This is a genomic window from Chitinophaga sp. 9-1-y, assembly GCF_059511905.2.
In genome coordinates this window covers 1,983,614-1,999,839 of sequence record NZ_CM197955.1, presented here as the reverse complement: position 1 = coordinate 1,999,839, position 16,226 = coordinate 1,983,614, and the positions used below count along the sequence as shown (strand labels likewise).

Annotated in this window: 12 protein-coding genes; 7 read left to right on the top strand and 5 right to left on the bottom strand. The window is 44.7% G+C overall.

Translation table 11 applies throughout. The annotated features are described in order from the left end of the window. Nucleotides 1–188: 188 nt before the first annotated feature. Nucleotides 189–2,897: an outer membrane beta-barrel protein gene (locus AC5ZC7_RS07915; RefSeq protein ID WP_496163020.1), complete on the top strand. Its 2,709-nt coding sequence runs from the start codon at nucleotides 189–191 to the stop codon at nucleotides 2,895–2,897. On the opposite strand, the gene AC5ZC7_RS07910 is transcribed toward AC5ZC7_RS07915, so the two are convergent. Next, a complete protein-coding gene (locus tag AC5ZC7_RS07910) occupies nucleotides 2,892–3,809 on the bottom strand; it encodes a DsbA family protein (RefSeq protein ID WP_496163022.1) in 918 nt (305 codons plus the stop codon). The two genes, AC5ZC7_RS07915 and AC5ZC7_RS07910, sit on opposite strands and share 6 nt — an antisense overlap. 155 nt (nucleotides 3,810–3,964) lie before the next feature. Next, on the bottom strand, nucleotides 3,965–4,825 hold the full coding sequence (locus tag AC5ZC7_RS07905; RefSeq protein ID WP_496163023.1) for an OmpA family protein: 861 nt from the start codon (nucleotides 4,823–4,825) through the stop codon (nucleotides 3,965–3,967). Nucleotides 4,826–5,104: 279 nt separating this feature from the next. Between AC5ZC7_RS07905 and AC5ZC7_RS07900 the strand changes: the two genes are divergently transcribed. Continuing rightward, nucleotides 5,105–6,130 carry a substrate-binding domain-containing protein gene (locus AC5ZC7_RS07900; protein ID WP_496163024.1) on the top strand — a complete coding sequence of 342 codons (1,026 nt, stop codon included), beginning with the start codon at nucleotides 5,105–5,107 and terminating at the stop codon, nucleotides 6,128–6,130. Between the two features lie 230 nt (nucleotides 6,131–6,360). Here AC5ZC7_RS07900 and AC5ZC7_RS07895 read toward each other — a convergent pair whose 3' ends face one another. The 3 genes from AC5ZC7_RS07895 to AC5ZC7_RS07885 all read right to left on the bottom strand — a co-directional run bounded on the left by AC5ZC7_RS07895 (nucleotide 6,361) and on the right by AC5ZC7_RS07885 (nucleotide 10,940). After that, the gene (locus AC5ZC7_RS07895) at nucleotides 6,361–7,590 is read right to left on the bottom strand and encodes an alkaline phosphatase family protein (RefSeq protein WP_496163025.1); all 1,230 of its coding nucleotides are present in this window, start codon (nucleotides 7,588–7,590) and stop codon (nucleotides 6,361–6,363) included. Nucleotides 7,591–7,696: 106 nt separating this feature from the next. After that, nucleotides 7,697–9,868 (bottom strand): DPP IV N-terminal domain-containing protein, encoded by a 2,172-nt coding sequence (locus AC5ZC7_RS07890; RefSeq protein ID WP_496163026.1) that lies wholly within the window; start codon nucleotides 9,866–9,868, stop codon nucleotides 7,697–7,699. A 112-nt stretch (nucleotides 9,869–9,980) separates the two neighbouring features. Continuing rightward, nucleotides 9,981–10,940 carry a hypothetical protein gene (locus AC5ZC7_RS07885; RefSeq protein ID WP_496163027.1) on the bottom strand — a complete coding sequence of 320 codons (960 nt, stop codon included), beginning with the start codon at nucleotides 10,938–10,940 and terminating at the stop codon, nucleotides 9,981–9,983. A gap of 148 nt (nucleotides 10,941–11,088) precedes the next feature. Between AC5ZC7_RS07885 and AC5ZC7_RS07880 the strand changes: the two genes are divergently transcribed. From AC5ZC7_RS07880 to AC5ZC7_RS07860, 5 genes are all read left to right on the top strand, one after another. Continuing rightward, entirely contained in the window at nucleotides 11,089–12,354 is a 1,266-nt protein-coding gene (locus tag AC5ZC7_RS07880; protein ID WP_496163028.1) for a dihydroorotase, read from the top strand. Nucleotides 12,355–12,359: 5 nt separating this feature from the next. Next, on the top strand, nucleotides 12,360–12,896 hold the full coding sequence (locus tag AC5ZC7_RS07875; protein WP_496163029.1) for a DUF4199 family protein: 537 nt from the start codon (nucleotides 12,360–12,362) through the stop codon (nucleotides 12,894–12,896). A gap of 15 nt (nucleotides 12,897–12,911) precedes the next feature. Next, the gene (locus AC5ZC7_RS07870; protein ID WP_496163030.1) at nucleotides 12,912–13,910 is read left to right on the top strand and encodes a glycosyltransferase; all 999 of its coding nucleotides are present in this window, start codon (nucleotides 12,912–12,914) and stop codon (nucleotides 13,908–13,910) included. Between the two features lie 31 nt (nucleotides 13,911–13,941). Further along, entirely contained in the window at nucleotides 13,942–15,075 is a 1,134-nt protein-coding gene (locus AC5ZC7_RS07865) for a glycosyltransferase (RefSeq protein ID WP_496163031.1), read from the top strand. Nucleotides 15,076–15,190: 115 nt separating this feature from the next. Beyond that, nucleotides 15,191–16,216 (top strand): GHMP family kinase ATP-binding protein, encoded by a 1,026-nt coding sequence (locus AC5ZC7_RS07860; protein ID WP_496163032.1) that lies wholly within the window; start codon nucleotides 15,191–15,193, stop codon nucleotides 16,214–16,216. The last annotated feature ends 10 nt before the right edge of the window (nucleotides 16,217–16,226 follow it).

Here is a 16,226-nt window from a genome sequence, read left to right as displayed (position 1 = left end):
GGACTGTTAACAAAACAGCCCTATAACAATCAATTCCCTATAAAGTTGCTAACGACTTGTTAATCTGTTTTCATTTTCATTATGATTGTATTTTAATCATTTCTATAACATTACGTTTTGATTAACACATTCTCTCCTGCCAGGGATTATCATTGCATAAAAATACAATTCTCAACCAAATCCGTGCAATGGTAAAATTCGCCTTAACGTTAACCATCTTATTAACAAGTATTCATCTCACTTTATTTGCGCAGAGAGAGGTCAAAGGAATGGCGTATGATAAAGATACCAGGAAACCATTGGAAGGAGCGACTGTACTGCTGTTTACAGCTGAAAAATCGATTTTGAAGGGACAGAGTCAATCTGATAAAGCCGGTAATTTCCAGATAACAAATATTCCGCCCGGCAACTTCATGCTTACCATCAGTTATATGGGATATGTAGCAGCCACTATTCCATTATCCCTCACTGAAAAAGGAAAAGTGCATACACTTCCCCTGCAACAAACAGGACTGCAAAGAAACGCCATCAACCTGGCAGGTGTCAGTATTAAAATCATTAAACCCATCTACACTATTCGTAAAGACACCATAGAGTTTTCCGCAGGCGATTTCCAGACCGCAGAAAATGCCTCTCTGAAAAACCTGCTGCAGAAACTCCCGGGCCTGACGGTAGATAGGGAGGGAAATTTTTTCTATATGGGCAAACAAGTCCATGAGCTATATGTGGATGGCAGAGCCGTATTTCAATCATCAACCAACACCTCCGGCGACCCTAAAAAAATATCCAGGATGCTCCAGGCTAACCTGGTAGATAAAATACAGATAGCCGATAAAAAAGGCGTGGATGGCATGCTGGAAGGCGGAAAAAACGAAAAAGTAATTAACATCACGATCAAAAAAGAAATGAAGAAAGGTATCAATGGTGCCGTAGGAGCCGGATACGGCAACCATGACCGTTATAATATTGCCGCCAATGCCAACATGTTCCGCGACGACAAACAGGTAATCGCCAATACCCTGTTCAATAACATAAATGCCATGGCTGCTCCGTTTTCCACAGAAGAAACGCTTAACCAGGTCTCAGCGGGAGGAGGACGATCTAACATAAACAACAGCAACGCCAATATATCGCTGGATCTCACAAAAAAAATTAAACTATCTGCCAATTATACCCATGCGGGCGGCCAACTTGATAACGACCAGGCATTACAGCGCGACAACATTTTACCGGATAGTAATTTTCGCTATAATAGTCGCACAAAAGTCAACAACAAAACATCCATCAATACCTTATTCAGCAACCTTGCTATACAGCTCAATGAGCGCAACAACCTCTTCATTGATCTCGCGGGAGGGCAGGATCAAAAACATCTTCTCTCCGGGAATACATATACTTCGCTGGGAGGGAAAAGAAATGACATTATTAACAAGGGCAATACGATGAATGATGAAACCGAAAAAAATAAATACCTGAATATAGGTGCCATGTATATCCATATACTAAGCAAGAAACAGGGTAGTATAAGTGTCAATATTAATATAGATCATAATAATGCACAGAATAACCAGGGCAATCATAACCTGAATTTTGTAGCCGCATCCCAGCACACGGATACTGTCAATCAACAATTATCCAACCGGCTAAACACCCGGAAAATTGCTGCAAATGTGGGTTATACACGTCCCTTGAGTGATGAATTTTCCGTTAATACAGGCTACAAGTATACTAACAACCTTACAAAAAACAACCAGGAAGTATTTGATTTCGATAATATCAAAAATGGGTACGATATTGTCAATAAAGATTTGACTTATACGTTTCAAAACAGGTATATCGTCCATTCATTCAGCATGGGCCTTCTAATTAACAAAACTAAACTACAGGGGCAATTGCAAATTTCTTATAATAACGCCAAATCTGTCAGTAACATTTATTCAGACCAAAAAGAATATCAGCAGCAAATAAACTACTTCGCCCCCAACCTGAATTTGACTTATAAAATTAATAACTACAAATCCATTACCCTCAATGCCGCCCGCGAAACCCAGGTACCCAATACCGGCACCGCGCTCGTTCCGGTAATATCTGTACAAAATCCATTGTATGTACAACTCGGCAACCCGGATCTTAAACCAATCATTTATAACACAACCTCTTTCAGCTATCAATCTTATAGCGTAGAGGGCCTTACCTTCAATACAAATCTATCCCTGGCTGCACCTCAAAACGCTACCACCCCATCCATATCTTCCGATTCTACCGGCAAACAAATTTCCAGACCAATGAATGTAAATGGGAACTATGACATTGGTCACAGTATAACCATAGGAAAAAGATTTAAAAAGTCCGGACTCACTTTAAATTATACCCTGAACAACCACTACGGTTACTTCAAAAACATCATCAACCAACAAACCAGCAATACCTCAGACATCAACATCGGACAACAACTAAGCAGCTCCTGGACCTATAAAAAACTATTGGAACTGAACAGCTCCATGTACATGTCATATTTCGGGAACAAGTACGCCATTCAGAACAATACCTATTACGACTACACCATGTACCTCCTGTCGTTATCTGCCAATCTTTTTCTACCACTCGACATCAACTTCGGTACTGTTGCTAACTACATCAACATCACCAGCCAACGACAACAATATGTCATCGTAAACACCTGGATCTCCAAATCCTTTCTTCCCGATAAAAGTATCCTGTTAAAAGCATATATATATGACCTGTTCAGGAAAAATCAGGCGCTGCTTACGATGCAATCATTCACTTACATAGAACAACAACGCAACACTGTACTATCCCGCTATGGTTTGCTCAGTGCCACGTGGTTCTTTGGTAAGAAAAAAGCGGCTGCAACGCCTGGTTCCCCCACATTATAATGTACCCGTCAGCCCCCAGAGCTGCCCGCTCCCAATCGTATTTACCCACACCTTACTTCTCTCCAGGTAACCTTTTAATTGTGCTTCCGCAGCTTCAAAAGAAATGTCATTCAATACCGCATACTCTTTAGTGGTAAGCGTAGGGAAATAAGTAAACAATTCCAGGTTGCCGGCATAAGTCCTGGCCGTTGCTTCCGGCAATAACTTATGTAGGGCGGTGGTAAATACCTGGTAAGGCTTCGCGCCATATACCAATTCTGAGCGGCCGCTTTGATCAATAAAAAAGATAGATGGAAACCCACGCACCCCCAGTTGTCTGCCCAAAGCCAGATCAGCTTCAAACAATGCAGGCCCCTTTTGGTCAAAATCTTTCTGTAACTGCAAAATATCCAGCCCCGCAAACGCCGCTGATTTCAGCACCGGCTCCGGCTTACAGATGTTTTGCTTTTCCATAAACAACAGCTCCCGCATACGCCGTAAAAAGATCACCGCCCGGTGTTTATCCTGCAGCTGGGCCGCCTTAAACCAGATGGAGGGCGGATAAGAAGAGGGTAATGGATCTTCCAGCCACACATTACCATCTATAGGCATCTGGTAATGGCGACTTACCTCATCCCAGTGATGCGCTACATCCGACGGACCACTGATGCCCCCGGAATTATATACATCCCAGCCTGGCAACAAACCACCCATATGATAGCTGATATCCAGCACATGCCCGTATTCGAGTTTTAAGCGACGCCATTGCGGCTCTATTCCCCAGCAAGTGGAGCAGATCGGATCTGTAAAATAAATCAGTTTTAATGGCTTATCAGCCGACTGTAAGCCATTCGTTGCAGTAGCATCTGTAATAGCCAGTCCAGGGATTTCACAAACTCCGCTCACCGGATCACAAAACATAGGTTCTTTCATACTTATACATTTATGCCGGGCAAAGATAGCAGAAAGGATAAAGCTAAAAGCAAAAAGCTATAGTAGTGAATGATTGAAGCGTAGGATTAAATATCCGCTCTGACCATTCGCTACTATAGCTTTTTGCTTTTAGCTTACTGCTTTCTGCGCTATAATTAGTTCGCTGGTTTCTCCAGTAACTTGAAGAACTGATCCAACTGTGGTAATATCACGATCCTTGTTCTGCGGTTCGCTGCTTTACCTTCTGGTGTGTCGTTGGACGCTACCGGCAGGTATTCACTTCTACCAGCGGCAGTCATACGTGCCGGCGGAATGTTATACTGATTCTGCAGGATACGTACTACCGAGGTAGCTCTCTTCACACTCAGATCCCAGTTGTCCAGTAATACATTCGGACGGTAAGGAACATTGTCAGTATGACCCTCCACCATGAACTCAATATCAGGCTGCGCAATCAGCACCTTGGCAACTTTACCAAGTACTTCTTTTGCTCTCTCGTTGATATCATAGCTACCACTCTTAAACAACAGTTTATCAGAGATATCAATGTAAACCACACCTTTATCTACCTTAATATTGATGTCTTTATCATCCATATTACCAATAGCGCCTTTCAGGTTCATTACCAGTTGCATATTCAGGGAATCCTTACGGGCAATAGCTGATTGCAGGTCCTTGATATACGCGTCTTTTGCGCCAATATTATCAAGTGATTTCTTGATACTTTCTGCCTGGGAACTGGAGATTACAGACAACTCTTTCAGGTGATCCAGCATCTGGGAGTTGTTCGTTTTTAATTGTTCTTGCTGCTCTGTCAGATTGGTCACTTTATCTTTATACGAAGCAGCCGCGCGTGCAGCATCTTCTTCGCAATTTCTCAGCTTACCATAGGTAGCTCGGTAAAGACTATCCAATTGCGCATTTCTTGCTTGTGACTCCCGTAATTTCCGCGGAGCGGAACAAGAAGCGAGAATGGTTACTAAAGCTACCGGCAAGGCTAATTGTACGACTTTCATAAAAATGTTATATTTTAATAATCTAACAAAAAGGTATATATGATTTATCAGGGATGCAATGGAGATAGTCGCTGTACAGCAAATAACAGGCCGAAGCACCCATCAGTTCGTTATAAAGAGGTTAAAAAACAAGAAAAGTTGCACCCGGAAACATAGAAACATCCTCCACGCCTGTTAAATCATCTTTATTCATAAAAAAAAGTTAATGTTTTCCAATATCTAAGTAACTTGTCCGGCAGAGTACATGCTGTATCTATTTTCTATTAATTGCTGAAATGTATGAGAAAGGTGGTTTCTTCGGGTCAACCAACAATAAAGGAAATTGCAAAAAGGCTGAATATCTCTGTATCTACGGTATCTAGAGCGTTACATGATCATCACAGTATAGGGCTGAGAACCAAAACAAGGGTAAAAGAACTGGCCGCTGAACTGAATTATGAGCGCAATCAAACAGCTATCTATTTCCAGCAAGGTAAAACCTTCACCATAGGGATTCTTTTACCGGAACTGTCGGAAGCTTTTTTTGCCAGCGCTATCAGCGGTATTGAAGATACCGCCTATAGTAACAATTATACCGTACTGCTGGGCCAGTCGCACGACGATGAAGCCCGCGAAAAACAAATCATCCAAAGCATGAAACAGCACCGGGTCGACGGCTGCATTGTTTCTATCGGAAAAAATACCAGTAACTACGAACACTTTGAAATGCTGCAACAGGCACGCATCCCGGTGGTATTCTTTGACCGCATCCCGGATTTGCCGAACATGCATTCCGTGTCCTGCAACCTGGAATCCGGCACTGTTCAGGCCGTTGACTTCCTGCTGAAACAAGGCCATCGCGTCATCGGCATGATCAACGGACCAGAAACCATGGTCGCCAGTAAAGAACGTGCAGCCGGCTATAGCCGCGCACTACACAAGCATCGCCTGAAATATGATCCCAAACTGATCGTCAATGCCGATCTCACCGCTGCCGGCACCGAAGAAGCCATGCAATACCTGCTGTCGCTCAAAAGAAAAGTAACAGCCATCGTTACATTCAACGACTACGTAGCCATGGATGCTGTACAATACGCCCTGAAACAAAAATTGGAAATAAATAAGGATATAACTTTTGTATCTTACGCCAATACACCGGTAAGCGGTTATACGGCATTTCCTCCTGCTGCGTCTGTGGAGCAGTTCCCTTACGAACAAGGACAGGCCGCCACTAATATGTTATTGGCTATTTTGAATGGAGAACATGCGCTGAATGATTATCAACGCACCATCATGGAGTCGCAACTGGTGATTCATCACCGTTAAGGCTTATCGACAACCTTGCCACAGCAAACCACCATGGCACAGGTTTATCGACTTCATTGTTCGCTGTCTGTTATGCTGCTTTTCGGGCTAAATTCACTGTTCTAAAAAAGTTCACTGTTCTACTTAATTGCTACAACGATTCTACACGTTTTTTTTAACATTCCATGTACGCAAACGCTTGCGTTATCAGCGCAAGCGTTTGCGTAAAGCCCTTAAAATGCCTTTATCTGCTATTTCTGTACTACCCAACGATTAACCGTATTCAACGGCGCCTCCAGCACCACCTTGTAAAACCCTGCCGGCAAGCCTTTCACACTTATTGTTGCTTTTTCCGCTGATACTGGAACCGCTCCCAACAACTGATAGGTATCATGACCACCGGTTTTATAGTGATTGGTAGTGGTAACCCATATTTTCACCTTGCCCTTTTTATCATACGACTTCCACCCTAACTGCAACACATCCCCCGTGATACCCGCTGTTGGCTGCGCCAGCGAAATAGCACCTGTAAGTGGCACGCCATCCAGCTCCCTCAGATTCTCTACCGGGATCTTAATATCCATGAAACGGGCAATAGAAGGTAGTATATCAACAATACCAGGTTGCGCGGTCTTGAAATAAGTATTCAATCCTTTGGCGTTGGTAACCATCCAGGTAGTACGCTCGCGATCCGACTGCCCGCCATGGCCATGGCCTCCATGTGCATCACGCCCGTGATCAGTGGTAATATAAATCTGCCAGTCTTCATTAAAATGCTGACGGCGATATTCAATGGCATCCCAGATTTTTCCTACCATGTCATCTGTCATCCGCACTGCCGTATCCAATCGCTCTCCGGTGCCATAACGATGCCCCATATCATCACTGTATTCAAGATACACCCAGGTCATATCCGGTGCATCACGCTTTACATATTCCGCAGCTTTGGTTGCTACTGTTTCGTCAATCAAATGGGTATACCAGCTATCTTTATCATGCGGAAACTGCACCGTGTCATGCTCCAGTCCGTCCACGGCATGATCTATATGCAGTCCACCAGTTTGAGGTAATCCATCTCCCACCAACTTTGTTCTGTTATCTAACCACGTAGAAAAAATAGCCGTAGTGCCTTTTGGATAAGCCGATTTAAAAAAACGGAATATGCTGGGATAATTGTAATTCTGCGCCGCAATATCATTATCCCATACATTGTGTTTATTCACCCAGGTACTGGTGAGCAAACTGTTGTAACCTACTGCAGAAATGGTCGGTGTTTGCGAATACCCATCTTTCTCACCCCCTACATATGCCCTGCAATAGCCACCCTCTTTAGCAATACGTTTCAGATTAGGCGTAGGTTGCGATTCAATCACATCTGCGGGTATTCCATCTGCAATAATGAATAATACTTTGTGCTTCTTCTGTTGCGCACATAACGTAGAAAATGACAGCAAACCAACTGCCAGGAATAAATATTTCATTGTCGACTGTTTTTAGGTAAGACAAGATAATAAAATACCATAAAGCAAAAAGCTATTGTTGCGGGTAATCATCCGCGACAATAGCTTTTTTGCTTTATGCTTTCTGCTATTTCAACTGTGCATCAAAATAGTCCGTTATCTTCTGCATCAGGTGTACCCTGTCTTTTCCTAACACATTATGTAAATGTCCCGGGTATACGAAATAATCCACCTGCACCTCATTATCTACACAAGCCCTGATGAAATCGAGCGAATGTTGCCATACCACTACATCATCATTGGTACCATGAATCAGCATCAGGTGCCCCTGCAGATTTTTAGTTTTTGTGAGCAAATTAGCATTGGCATAACCTTCCGGATTTTCCTGGGGAGTATCCATGTAGCGTTCGGTATACATAATTTCATACATGCTCCAGTCAATCACCGGCCCGCCTGCTACTGCTGCCTGAAACACACCAGGATGGCGCAACATCAGGGAAGTAGTCATGAAGCCACCAAAACTCCAGCCATGCACGCCCATTTTCTTTTGATTAATATAAGGCAGTGATTTCAGGTAAGCCACGCCCTGTAACTGGTCATTCATCTCCACTGTTCCCAGCTGCCGGAAAGTAGCCTGTTCAAAGGCCTTTCCGCGGTTATCGCTACCACGACCATCCATCGTGAAAATAACATAGCCATGCTGCGCCATGTATTCGTACCAGAGATTACCACTGAATGGGAACGTGTTACGGATCAACTGTACATTAGGACCATTATACAGGTACACAATCACCGGGTAGTTTTTGGTAGAATCAAAGTTCACCGGCAATATCAGTTTGCCATACAAAGGCGTACCATCATCTGCCTTCAGTGTTACCTGCCTGATTTGAGGACGTTGAAAATCTTTCAGCGGGTCTGCGGCGGTAATCAGGTTTTGTTCCCATTTACCGGAAGTAGCAGCTATTCTCGCCACATAAGGAGTAGTACCGGAACTATAAGCATCCAATAGGTAACTACCATCGCTGCTCACCTGTACATCATGCCATCCGGCAGCTTTGTCAAGGCGCACATAAGGTGTGCCTTTGGAAGGTTTGCGGTAATTAGTGGCATAAATATGCTTTTCCATCGGCCCTTCTTTCGAAGCGGTAAAAATCACCTCGTTTTGTTTCACATCTACCAACTCATTTACTAACCACTCACCGGCAGTAATTTGTTTTAAGAGCTTTCCCTCGTTATTATAGAGATATAAATGTTGGTAGCCACTCCTTTCACTGAACCAGATAAATTCATCCGGCTTGCCTGGTACGAAAGTAAGAGGGTGCGTAGGATGTACATACTTCACATCCGTTTCTTCAAACAGCGTTTTCACCAAATCACCGGTACTTGCGTTGTACTGGTTCAACCACAGGTGGTTTTGCTCACGATTCAACAACCCAACATATACAGATTGCTGATCCGGCGACCAGGTCACGCAAGTCAGGTAATGATCTGCTGGGCCACCGGTTTTCAGGAAAATAGTTTTTTGGGTAGATGGCTGATAAACACCCAGTGTTACTTCATGAGATGTGCCACCTGCCATCGGGTATTTGATATTGTTGTTGTGCGCCGGGGTAACAGACCAGTCGATGATTGGATAATCCTTTACCATGCGTTGATCCATGCGATAAAATGCCAGCAGATCACCCTGGGGAGAAAAGAAAATTCCTTTGTCGATGCCGAATTCCTCCCGGTGTACACTTTTACCATTCACAATATTCTCATCTGCATCGTTGGTAACTGCCTGTACGGCGCCATCAGCTGTGCGGATAAAGAGATTATTTTTTACGGTCCAGGCAACCTGCCCGCTATTGGTGTTAACGGTAATATTTTCTGCTGTTTCAGGCAGTTCGCACCAGCGGGAGAATTGCATCGCGCCATTTTGCAAAGTGCCTTTATACAACACATTGCCCAGGGCAAACCAGGCATCACCAGCGGAAATCCAGTGCAGTGGTGGTAATCCACGCAGCGGCTTTGCCGCAAATAATTGTTGATTAAGATCTGCGAGGCGCAGTAAAGTATCTGTTTTAATGGCACTGCCAGTGAGGGTATTCTTCACCCAGGCCACATTCCCATTTGTTGCCACCATCTGGCTATAGGCATTTTGACCAGGCACCCACTCAAACAGTTTCAGTCGTTCCGGCGCCAGTTGTAGACGAAGCCCGTTGGTAGCTTCCGCCATGGTATACTGACGCTGTTGTGCTGTTACATACAAGCCACTTGTCATCCATCCTGTCAAAAGCAATAGAAAAGCTTTCTTCATCTCTCTTTTTGGGAAGCTAAATTAAGGCATTAGGTGTTAGCTTCCGGCCCTTAATAAAAAATGCAGCGAGGAAACAGGTCCCCCACTGCATTTTAGCTATCATTAGAAATGTTTATGCCTGTTGGTTACTTACCAAATGTCTTCTTACCCACTCTTTCTCTTCCGGGAGTAAATAATCCGCTCTCGTTTCCGTGATCCAGGAGAATGTTTTTTTGATTTCCGCTTTTGCGGTACGGAACCGGAATAGAAACTCCATCCCCAGCATCAGGTCAGTGAATCCATTTTTCACGGTTTCTATGGTCATACGGGCACTGCTTCTTCTTTTCGATAACAGCTCTGTAATCCGGGTAGTCACCGCCTGTATTGCCTTTTCATCTGCATATTTGTAGATGGCTTCCATGGCCTCAAACTTCAATTGCCCACGGAGGAGATAGCGCTGGTAAAACATGGCTTCTTTTTCCTTTTCAATATCAGCCATGGTGGCGAAAGCAAGACTTTTAACATCTTGCCGGTGATATTCCAGTAGCCTGCGTAAAGCCGGAACACTTTTTTGGGTACCTATCTTATGCAGTAATAAAGTAATATAGTAGATGTCGTATTCGTTGGATGTTCGTTTTAACAGGGACAATGCCCAGTCTTCCACTGCCGGGTTATGGGTTCCTCTAAGGGCCAGCAGGGCTGAACGGCGTATATTATTATTAACAGATAAAGTGTTATTGAACAACGGTTCCAGGTTGATATATCCCGGAATGGCAAGCCCCCGTTCAAGATCTTGTTGAATAGCCGTAATCATATCTGCATCCTGCTCAATTCTGAGGCGATCTAATAAAAACCGGATTACTTCAGGGTCATTGGTGTTCCTGGAGAGCTGGGAGATGATAAATAAAGCCGCACGGCGTTTATCTTTGTCGGATTCCTGGTCAATGTATTGGTACAGCAGGGGAATATATGCATGATTAGCGAGTTGTTCGGCTTCGCGAAGTGCCTGCCAGCTGATGGTCTGGCCATTATGCAATTGATCCGAGCGGTCGCATATCCGAGCTACGAGGTGAGTAAGATAGTCAATCATCATTAGTTATTTTGATCTGCTACCTCTGCATTTTCAATTATCATACCAACCTGAAGGAGACCCTGAAAAGTCCCGATGGTCCAACTTCATCAATTAACAGTTTTATGTTACATTTGCCCCTGTATTTTCGGACAGGTATAGAACGTAAAGCATGCACATACTACTCAAGAACGTAAAGATTATAGCGCCTTCCTCTCCCTTGCACGGGCAGCAAAAAGACATTTCTATTCAAAACGGCATCATTCAACAGGTGGCAAACAACCTTGAAGATGCCCGGGCAACGGTCATTTCAGGTAACAACCTGCATGTTTCCGCCGGATGGATGGATGTTTTCGCACACTTCTGCGACCCCGGACAAGAACACAAAGAGGATTTGCAAAGCGGTATCAAAGCAGCAGCTACTGGTGGGTATACAACCGTAATGATTGTGCCTAACACCCAGCCGGCACTGCATACCAAGCCACAAATCGAATATGTACTGAGCAGAACGCGCCATTCGGCCGCTACCATCCTGCCAATTGGCGCCGCCACTAAGAATGTGGAAGGCACCGGCCTGGCAGAAATGTACGAAATGCAACAGGCAGGCGCCGTCGCATTCTCTGATGGGCTCAAACCTTTACAGTCGCCCGGATTAATGCTGAAAGCCCTCCAATACATCAAAGCATTTGACGGCACCCTCATACAATTACCTGACGATCAGAGCATTTCCGCCCACGGACTCATGAACGAGGGTATTTACTCTACCCAGCTCGGCATGCCGGGAAAACCAGCACTGGCTGAAGAACTGATCATACAACGTGATATTGAACTGGCTAAATACACCGACTCCCGCATTCACTTTACCGGCATCAGCACCCGCAAAGCAGTGGAACTGATTGCTGCCGCGAAAGCAGACGGCGTAAAAGTAACCTGCTCCGTTACCCCTTATCACCTGTCGCTTACTGATGCCCGCCTCGTCAATTACGATACCCACCTGAAAGTAAATCCGCCACTGCGTACTGCTGATGACGTGAAAGCTTTGCAGGAAGCCGTATTACATGGCACTATCGACTGTATAGCTACCCATCACCTGCCGCAGGACTGGGATGCCAAACAACTGGAATTTGAATATGCTAAAAATGGCATGATCGGCCTGGAAAGCACGTTTGGTGTACTCAGACAATACCTGCCGCAATTACCACTGGAACAGCTAATCAATATGCTGACTACCCAGCCGCGTAAGATATTCGGACTCACCCAACCCATGCTGCAGGAAGGCGCCACCGCCAATCTTACGGTATTTGATCCGGAAACTACCTGGCAGTTCACCACGGCGCATATCGCTTCCCGGTCCAAAAATTCAGCGTATATTGGCGAACAACTGAAGGGTAAAGTATATGCCACTGTGAATGGACCTGTTTTTCATATAAATAATTAACCTGTATGCAGCAAAACGCTAACCCAGGATTAAAATGGGGAATAGTAGGTGGCATTGTCATCGTATTTTTAAATGTATTGACTTACATAACGGGACCTGAAATATTATTCTCCTGGTGGAATGGTCTTATCCAACTGGCTGTTTTTATTGCATTTGCAGTACTGGCTGGTAAAGAAAAGAAAAAGCAACTGGGTGGGTTCATCTCTTTCAAAGAGGCACTGCAACCGGTATTTACTACTTTTATTATCGGCGCGGCGATCATCACTGTTTATCAGTATATCCTGTATAAATACATTGATCCGCAACTGGTAGATGCCCTGAAACAGAACCTGTTGGAATCTACTGCCAAATTACTGCGCAGATTTAAGGCACCACAGGAGGAAATAGACAAACAACTGGATGAACTGGCGAAAACAGATTTCCATGTGGGCTTAGCCAAATCATTCATGGATTTCCTGAAATTGGTTATTTCTTACTTTGTGATAGCAGCTATTATTTCACTGATCATACGTAAAAAACCAGCCTTAGGGCAGCACTTATAATACTATTCTATTAAGATGAACATATCCGTAATCGTTCCTTTAAAAAACGAAGAAGAATCTTTACCAGAGCTGGCCGCATGGATTGAGAAAGTCATGGATGCACATCACTTCACTTATGAAGTATGGATGATAGATGATGGTAGTACTGACGATTCGTGGGGAGTAATTCAGCAACTGGCTGCCAGAAACCCACAGATCAAAGGCATCAAATTTCAACGCAACTATGGTAAATCTGCCGCACTGAACGAAGGTTTCAGCGCTGCCCAGGGAGATGTTGTCATCACCATGGATGCTGACCTACAGGATAGCCCCGATGAAATTCCGGAATTGTACCGGATGATTATGGAAGATGGATACGACCTCGTGAGCGGCTGGAAAAAGAAACGTTACGACAATGCCTTTACCAAAAACCTCCCTTCTAAATTATACAACTTTACCACTACCCGCATGAGCGGTGTAAAGCTGCACGACATGAACTGTGGTTTGAAGTCGTACCGCAAAAAAGTAGTGAAATCAATAGAAGTATACGGTGAAATGCACCGCTATATCCCGGTAATTGCCAAATGGAACGGCTTCCGTAAAATCGGGGAGAAAGTGGTAGAACACCGTGCCCGCAAATACGGTGTTACCAAATTTGGGCTGGAACGCTTTATCAACGGCTTCCTGGATCTGGCTACCATTATGTTCATCGGCAAATTCGGCAAACGCCCTATGCACCTGTTTGGTGCCCTGGGTTCCCTGTCGTTTTTCGTAGGGTTTGTAATTGCCCTTTACCTGGCGCTTGCCAAAATCTTTTTTGATAAAGTGAATATGACAGAGAGACCCCTGTTTTATCTTGGACTGTTGTGCATGATCATCGGTTCTCAATTATTCCTGACCGGGTTTATCGGTGAACTGGTAACCCGCAACGCTACCGAACGTAATAGTTACCTGGTAGAAGAACGGATGGATCATACCAAAAATATTACGGATGACGATTTACAACTGTCGAAGCTTGCCGACCGCCAGCTTTAATCCGGTAATTCATTATTCGTAATTTGTAACTATGGCTAACAAGAAGAAAATACTTATTTTAGGTACAGCCTATCCTTTCCGGGGTGGGCTGGCTGCTTATAACGAGCGACTGGCAGAAGAACTACAGCAAACCAACGAGGTGGAAATATGGACGTTTACACTTCAGTATCCGAAACTGTTTTTTCCTGGTAAAAGCCAGTTTTCTACTGACCCTGCACCCAAACATCTGACCATCAAACGGCTGATCAACTCTGTCAACCCATTAAACTGGTTAATCGTCGGTCGCAAAATCCGGAAAATGAACCCGGATATCATCATCACCAAATACTGGCTGCCTATTATGGGGCCTGCGCTGGGCTCACTCCTGCGCTTAGGTAAACGTAAACACACCAAAGTAATCGCAGTACTGGATAACGTGGTGCCGCACGAAAAACGCCCCGGCGACGTGGCTTTTACCAAATACTTCCTGAAACCGGTAGATGCTTTCGTGGCCATGAGCCAGTCTGTATTGAACGATTTACGCGTGTTTGAGCCGGTGAAAAAAGCTTCACTCATCCCCCATCCTATTTACGACAACTACGGTGCACTGATTACCAAAGAAGCCGCCCGTGAACAGTTGAAACTCCAGCCCGGCAAACGATACATCCTGTTTTTTGGATTCATTCGCCAGTATAAGGGACTGGATTTATTACTGGAAGCAATGGCAGACGAACGCCTGAAAAAACTGGATGTCCACGCCATTGTTGCCGGTGAATATTACGAAGATGCCGCTCCTTACCTGGAGCTGTTGAATAAACTGCAATTGGGAAACCGGGTACTCATGCATACCGATTTCATTCCCAATGATGCCGTAAAAAATTATTTCTGTGCTGCCGACCTGGTGGTACAACCTTACAAAAGTGCTACCCAAAGCGGCATTTCACAGATTGCCTACCATTTCGAAAAACCGATGGTGGTAACAAACGTAGGCGGATTGGTGGAAATGGTACCAGATGGCGTAGTAGGCTTTCAGGCCGAACCCGATCCCGCTTCCATTGCTGCAGCGATTGAAAAATACTTCACAGACAACCGGGAAGCCGATATGGTAGCCGCGCTGCGCCAGGAAAAATTACAATATTCCTGGAGCAGGTTAGGGAACGAAATACTTAAATTAGCGGAAAGCTAAAGGCATAAAGCACAAAGCTATTGAAGCGAATGATAGTAGCGGATTTTAAAAGACCATTATTCGCGTCCATCATTCGCTTCAATAGCTTTTTGCTTTCAACTCTAAAAAAACGACCATGATATACAGAAGCAAAGCTCCTTTACGAATTGGCCTCGCAGGTGGTGGCACAGATGTAAGTCCGTACTCGGATTTATACGGTGGCGCCATTCTCAACGCAACCATCTCTTTATATGCCCGTGCTGCCATAGAACCACGTACAGATGGCAAAATTATTTTTGAATGCGCTGACCGGAGAGAAACTGCTTCCTACGATGCCGTATATCCTTTACCGTTAGATGGCACACTGGATATCCTCAAAGGAGTCATCAACCGGGTACAACAGGACTATGGCTCGCTGCCGGCCACCGGCTTTAAACTCACTACCTTCGTGGATGCACCCGCCGGATCGGGATTGGGCACCTCTTCTACCCTGGTAGTGGCGGTACTCGGCGCTTTTGCTGAATGGCTCAAATTGCCACTGGGAGAGTATGACATGGCGCACCTGGCGTATTCTATTGAGCGGGAAGACCTTCTGCAGGCCGGTGGTAAACAGGATCAGTATGCGGCCACTTTCGGCGGCGTAAACTTCATGGAGTTTTACAAAGGCGATAAAGTAATTGTAAACCCGCTCCGCATCAAGGAAACAAACCTACATGAACTGGAAAACAACCTGGTATTATTCTACACCTCTACCAGCCGCTTGTCTTCCACTATCATCTCAGAACAACAGAAAAATGTAACCGATAAAAAAGATGCTTCCATTGAAGCCATGCACCACCTGAAAGAACAGGCGGTGATGATGAAAGAAGCATTATTACGGGGTACCATCGACAAAATCGGTGAAATCCTGGATTACGGATTTGAATATAAAAAGAAGATGGCCAAAGGCATCACCAATCCCCAACTCGATGAAATATACGACGCTGCCCGCAAAGCCGGCGCCAGCGGTGGTAAAATTTCAGGTGCAGGCGGTGGCGGATTTATGATCTTCTATTGCCCTAAAAATACCCGCTTCGCAGTAGTAGATGCCCTGAGCGGTTTTGGTGGCGATGTAAAACGCTATACCTTTACCAACCACGGTATTCAAACGTGGAGTATTTAAGGCTATACAC